This window comes from Magnetococcales bacterium (assembly GCA_015228935.1).
Classification (GTDB): Bacteria; Pseudomonadota; Magnetococcia; order Magnetococcales; family DC0425bin3; genus HA3dbin3.
Genome location: JADGCO010000107.1, coordinates 6819 through 12721, shown reverse-complemented (window position 1 = coordinate 12721; position 5903 = coordinate 6819). Strand labels below are relative to the sequence as shown.

The 5903-nt window shown below is 55.5% G+C and carries 5 protein-coding genes; all 5 read right to left on the bottom strand.

Annotated features, from left to right (window positions below; all coding sequences use genetic code 11):
• Positions 1-221 precede the first annotated feature (221 nt).
• The 5 genes from HQL65_17780 to HQL65_17760 all read right to left on the bottom strand — a co-directional run bounded on the left by HQL65_17780 (position 222) and on the right by HQL65_17760 (position 5711).
• Positions 222-638 (bottom strand): hemerythrin family protein, encoded by a 417-nt coding sequence (locus tag HQL65_17780; GenBank protein MBF0138085.1) that lies wholly within the window; start codon positions 636-638, stop codon positions 222-224.
• The gene (locus HQL65_17775; protein ID MBF0138084.1) at positions 635-1939 is read right to left on the bottom strand and encodes a diguanylate cyclase; all 1305 of its coding nucleotides are present in this window, start codon (positions 1937-1939) and stop codon (positions 635-637) included. The genes HQL65_17780 and HQL65_17775 overlap by 4 nt, the downstream gene beginning before the upstream one ends.
• 319 nt (positions 1940-2258) lie before the next feature.
• Complete coding sequence (gene ubiA / locus HQL65_17770) at positions 2259-3101, bottom strand: 4-hydroxybenzoate octaprenyltransferase (GenBank protein MBF0138083.1); 843 nt, start codon at positions 3099-3101, stop codon at positions 2259-2261.
• 26 nt (positions 3102-3127) lie between these two features.
• Positions 3128-3490, bottom strand: a complete 363-nt coding sequence (locus HQL65_17765; GenBank protein MBF0138082.1) for a type II toxin-antitoxin system HicB family antitoxin — start codon at positions 3488-3490, stop codon at positions 3128-3130.
• A gap of 286 nt (positions 3491-3776) precedes the next feature.
• Complete coding sequence (locus HQL65_17760; GenBank protein ID MBF0138081.1) at positions 3777-5711, bottom strand: RecQ family ATP-dependent DNA helicase; 1935 nt, start codon at positions 5709-5711, stop codon at positions 3777-3779.
• Positions 5712-5903 lie beyond the last annotated feature (192 nt).

Below are 5903 nucleotides of genomic sequence, written 5' to 3'. Positions count from 1 at the left end.
TGGCCGAATGGATGATCATGGCCTGAAAAAGCATGCATCATGGCCTGAATTTGCAAGTGTGATCAGTCTGGCTGACGTGATTCTGCAAGCGCTCATTGTCAGGACAGTGGTTGATTTTGCAGACGTATGACCCAGAGCTGATAATCCCGTGACCAGTCAGGATGACTGCAAATATGATCTGTCAGGATGACGGTTGATCCTGCAAGTGTTTGTTGTCATCGTCAGGAGGATGGCTGGTTTTGCAAACGTATGACCCAGGGCCGATAATCCTGATCGACATGGTAGATATGATGAAACAGCCATCCATAAAGGGCATGTTGCAGGGCTACGATGGTTTCCGGAACCCGTCCCGCCGTAAAATCCATGGCAATTTTGTGGAAGCGGAGCCGGAATTGGGCATGCAGCAAATGATGGCCATCCAGGTCTGGATAACCGGCCCGGGCCATGAGCAGCTCTTCATCCCGAAAATGTTCCAGAACATATTCTTCGACAGCCTGAAAAACCTCTCGCACTTTTTCTGCATCCTGACAGGCAGCAGCCAGCACCAGATCATCGAGGGTTTGCACCAGATTTTTATGGTGGGTATCGATGGATTCAATCCCGATGGCATATTTATCATCCCACAGAGACGAGTTCATGGTTTTGGAGTTCCCTGCTTGATTGTTTCAGGATCTGCATGGAAAACAACCCGATTGCGCCCGGTCTGTTTGGCGACATAAAGAGCGGCATCGGCCTGATTGATCAGGTCATCAAGGGTATCGGCCTGGCAGGTCGAAACCCCGATACTGGCTGTGATGGGAATGGTGGTCTCCTGGTGGATGATCTCGGCTGTTTCGATGGCGGTGCGCAGGCTTTCGAAAAGTTCCCGCAAGGTCGTTGGTGACTGGTTGACCACCAGGATACAAAATTCCTCCCCCCCGGCCCGGGCCACGACATCGGCCTTGGCGAAGTGTTTTTTGAGGATTTCTCCCATGGTGCGCAAGACCGCATCACCGGCATCGTGGCCATAGGTGTCATTGACTTTTTTGAAAAAGTCCACATCCAGGATGGCCGCGCTCAAGGTGAGCTTGCCACCCCGCAAACCGGAAAATAGCCGGGTTCCGACATCCCGTAAAAAGCGCCGATTGTGCAGACCGGTCAGGACATCCCGGATGGCCGCCTCTTCCAGGGCCTGAATGCGTTCCAGGTTTTCCACGTTGCGGGTGACCCGACAGGTGAATTCCTCTTCCAAAAACGGCTTGCCGAGAAAATCGTTGGCACCGATTTTGAGAAAGCGGGCCGAGAGAACATGGGCACCCTGGGAGGAGATGCCCAGAATGGCCATTTGATCCTTGCCCCATTTTTGGCGGATCAATCGGGTCAGATCGTAGCCATCCATGCCAGGCATGTTGTAGTCTGTCACGACCAGACGCACCTGCTCATCCTGTTCCAGTATTTGCAGGGCATCCTTGCCGCTGGCAGCCTCCAGAACCTGAAAATTATGTTTCAGTAACAGTCTTTTCATATGATCACGGGCCGAGCGCGAATCGTCCACGAGCAGGATTTTTACCTCCCGATTGCGGTGCAGACGCACGAGCAGGGAAAAAAGATATTCCAGGCTGGCCGGTCCATCCTTGAGAACAAAATCGATGACCCCCTGCGCAAAGACATATTCGCGTTGCGATTCGTCAAATTGGCTGGTCATGACAATGCTGGGAATGGCCAATTCCCGGAAATACTCCACGATTTGTTCCTGGGTGGCATCGGGCAGGGTGAGATCCAATATGGCCAGGGAATAGCCATGCGTCTTGTGTTGAACCAGTTCCCTGGCTGCCTGGAATGTACCGGCGATGGTGACCTGGCAGGCAGCATGCTTTTCCATTTCCCGTTTCAGGGTACTGGCCAGCAGTCTGGAGTCTTCCAGCAGGAGAATTTTTTCTTCTTGAACCGATGGAGTCATTTTGGTTTTTTCATTCCGCACGGGTTGAAGTGGGTAAAACGTTTGAAAAACTGGGATGGAGGTCCAGGAGGAAGGGCTGTGCCCTTCCTCCTGGCGGGGTTTGGGGCGGAGCCCCAACAAAGTCATTCATGTCAAATCCTTTTATGGAAAGGGTTCTGAATGGTGACCATGCTTGTCAATCAAACAGATTTCAGGTCAGGAATAAACCAGGAATCGAGCGAAAGTTTGATGAATTGTTGATAGAGTATTGATGAGGGATTGATGGCTGGCCAGTCTTGGTCAGGAGAGGCTGATCCAACCCCATGGTCGATCCGAATGATTATCCCAACCCAAAGCCGACCAGGATGATCAGGCCTGTCCAGCGGTTGCTGAGAAAAGCCCGGAAAATAGCGGGTCGTTGATAGCCACGCAAGGATTGCACCTGCCAGACCATGTGGCCCAGGGTTGCCAACAGGGCGATAGGGAACCAGGGACCCAGGTGCAAGAGGTGGCCGACAACGAGCAGCAACAGCAGGGTGATTCCGTACAGGATGCCCACCGCCAGACGATCATGACGACCGAAGAGAATCGCCGTTGATTTGACGCCGATTTGAATATCGTCATCGCGATCCAGCATGGCATAGATGGTGTCATAGCCTGCGGCCCAGGTCAGGGTGGCGGCAAACAGAAGCCAGGCTGGCAGGGGAATGGTATTGCTGGCGGCAGCCCACCCCATGATGACTCCCCAGCCAAAAGCGGCTCCCATGACGAACTGGGGCACATGGATGAAGCGTTTGGTATAGGGATAGACGATGGCCAGAGCGGCCCCCACAAATGACAGGCGAATGGTCAGGGTGTTCAACGCCTGCACCAGTCCAAACGCACACAACAGGAGAACGGCAAGCAGCAGGCGGGCAGGCAAAACCTCGATACGCCGGGCCGCCAGAGGACGGTCGCGGGTGCGCTCGACATGGGGATCGAAGTGGCGGTCGGCCAGGTCGTTGGCCACGCAGCCGGCAGAGCGCATCAGAAAAGTGCCCAAACCGAAAATCAGGTAGAGAGTCCAATCCGGTTGCCCCGGTCTGGCCGCCGTCAAGGCCCACCAGGAGGGCCACAGCAGCAGCCAGGTGCCAATGGGTTTATCGACGCGCATCAGGCGCAGCATTTCCTGGACCTGGTTCATGGGTAATTTGGCCTGATTAAGATTGATCAGACATGAACGTCTTTGCCTCGCATCCCAATTCCTTCAGCCAGCAACATTGTAACCAATGCATTGAGGCTCACTCCTTCGCGCCGCGCTCTGGTGACGAGCCTGGCATGCAAGGTCTTCGGAACCCTGGCCATGAATTTCCCGGAGAGGCCACCAGAACCGGGAGCAGGCACGGGAAAACCAAACTCTTGCAGAGCCAGGATAACCTCTTTCAGTGCGTCCATGCCGTTTTCGATGGCCTCCTGCGGGGTCTCACCGTCGGAAAAGCACTCGTTGAAGTCCGTGAATGTGATCAAAAATCCACCCCCCTCATCGGGAGTCAAAGGCCTGATTTCAAATGGGTACTCTTCAAGATTGGCCATGGGTCACTCTCTCTGGATGAACTGGACAAATTTCCTGACGTACACCGCCCGAATCGGCCTGCGGGCCGGGATGACCAATGCGCGACCATCCTGACGAATGAAGGCGAAATGACTACCCCCTTCGCTCCGCCATATCACGCTGTGCCGTTGTGCTACCGTCTGAAGCTGGTCAATCCGCCAGTCCAACGGGTTATTTATCATGGCATCAATAAGTTTGGCGGCAGTGTTCATGAAAATGATGGTATCAAATATGGTATCGTAATGCAAGCGGACAATATCGGAGAATTCACGGCTGCCAATGGGTTTCCAGAAACGTCAGGGCCTGGTGAAAGGGGACATGTTTCCAGGCACCGGACAAGGGGTGGTGGCGCAGGCGCTCCCGGGTGGTGGCCGGGGAGGTGATGTCGCAAAAAAACCGGGCCAACTGGCGGGGTGTGGCCAGGGAGGGGTGGTGTTCGGCACGCAGGTCGCGCAATTGCCGGAGTGCATTTGAACCCAGATCATGCCGGGTGGGGGGAGGAATCGTCCCGGAAGATGATTCGGCTTGGGGCTGGCAGCGGTCACAATGGCCGCAGGGGGGACGCTCTTCCCCAAAATAGGCCAGCAGGTATTGGGTGCGGCACGTTGGGTGGTGGGCAAAATCGAGCATGGTGTGAATGCGGGAAATGTCATGTTGTTCCCGTTTCATGAAGCGGGCCAGGAGGGAATCCCGGAGGGCTTCCGGATTTTTGGGCTGTTGCAGCAGGCGATATCCTTCGCGAACTCCCATGCTTTCCAATTCAATGTCCCCTTGTTGCGCCAGATATTCCAGGGCGGCCACGACCCGTTCCCGTGGTTGTTGCAGCGCCAGACTGGTGGCATGGGCATCCAGGGTGAACCATTTGATTTTTTTTCTGGCGTGGCGCAGGACACCGCGCAGGAAGGCCGCCCGTTGTGGATCGAAACGGGCCAGAATTTCCGCAGACGATTTCAAGGGTTGAAACTGGTATTGGGCATAAAACGGGCCGGTGGCCTGGAGGATATCCTCCAGTTCCAGGTAGGTCAGCAGGGTTTTGATGACCAGGGGACGGATGTCATGCCGGTTGGAGAGTTCCGCAATGGAAATATCAAACTGCGTACCCAGTCCGGACAGCTCCTGAAGCAGGGAGGCAATGGTTTCGGGAGTGGGGGTATCGCCAAAGGTGAAATTTTCCAGGACAATCTGGTCGTCGGCGCAGGCGAACAATTCACACAGAGAGGTTTTGCCATCCCGTCCGGCCCGGCCAATCTCCTGGGCGTAGCTTTCCAGGCCTTTGGGCAGATTGTAGTGGTAAATGGCCCGAATGTTGGATTTGTCCAGGCCCATGCCAAAGGCAATGGTGGCCACCACGACGGTGTTGTCCGAGGCCATGAACCGATCCTGGGCCTGGTGGCGTTTTTCGGCCTCCATGCCGGCATGATAGGCGATGGCCGCCAGGCCATGGTCGGCAAGAAAGCGGGCCACCCTGTTGGCCGTATGTTGCAGGGTGACATAGACGATGGCTGGTTCCGGGGGACGACTGCGCAGGCGTTGCAGAAGCAGTTCCTGACGTTGTTCGTCTGCTGTCGGGGCCGGGGTGACACGCAGAAAAAGATTGGGCCGGTAGAAGCCGGTTTGAATGACATCCTCGGGATGGATGGCAAAAGCCTCGGCAATGGAACGGGCGACCGGTGGTGTGGCTGTGGCCGTCAGGGCGAGGATACGCGGAATGCCGATTGACCGGGCAATCCGGGCTATCTTGAGATAATCGGGACGAAAATTGTGTCCCCATTCGCTGATGCAATGGGCCTCGTCCACCGCCAGCAGGTCGATGGACCACCGCCGCATGGTGTGCAAAAACCGCTCGTTGCCCAGACGCTCCGGCGAGATATAGAGCAGTTTGATCTTTCTGGCGGCCAGTTCTGCAAAGACCTGTCGTGTCTGCTCGATATCCTGGGTGGAGTCGAGGCGGGCTGCTGCCACGCCATGGCTGACGAGAAAATCAATCTGGTCTTTCATCAGGGCAATCAGGGGGGAGATGACCAGGGTCAGGCCGTCCAGCATCATGGCCGGCAGTTGATAACAGAGACTTTTGCCGCCGCTGGTGGGAAAAATGGCCAAAACCGACCGTTTGGCCAACAACCGCTCGATGACGGGCCACTGTCCCTCCCGGAAACCGGCAAAGCCAAAATGGTGTTGCAGTAGGGCAGAAGGATCGGTCAAAAAAATATCCACATGACGCAAGGGGAAATTCAGTGTAGAATCACCGGCCGGGGTATTGTTGCATCCATTGGGGGTTCGGCATCAGGCCAAAGAAACACACGGGCCATTGGGGGTTTGGCATCAAGCCAAAAAATCACACGGAGCATGCTCCATGCCGTGGGTGACGAAATGCCCAAAGCATACTCTGTGCCA

Coding starts and splice junctions, on each gene's coding strand:
- HQL65_17780 (MBF0138085.1), bottom strand. CDS start 638: ATGAACTCGTCTCTGTGGGATGATAAATATGCCATCGGGATTGAATCC.
- HQL65_17775 (MBF0138084.1), bottom strand. CDS start 1,939: ATGACTCCATCGGTTCAAGAAGAAAAAATTCTCCTGCTGGAAGACTCC.
- ubiA (MBF0138083.1), bottom strand. CDS start 3,101: ATGAACCAGGTCCAGGAAATGCTGCGCCTGATGCGCGTCGATAAACCC.
- HQL65_17765 (MBF0138082.1), bottom strand. CDS start 3,490: ATGGCCAATCTTGAAGAGTACCCATTTGAAATCAGGCCTTTGACTCCC.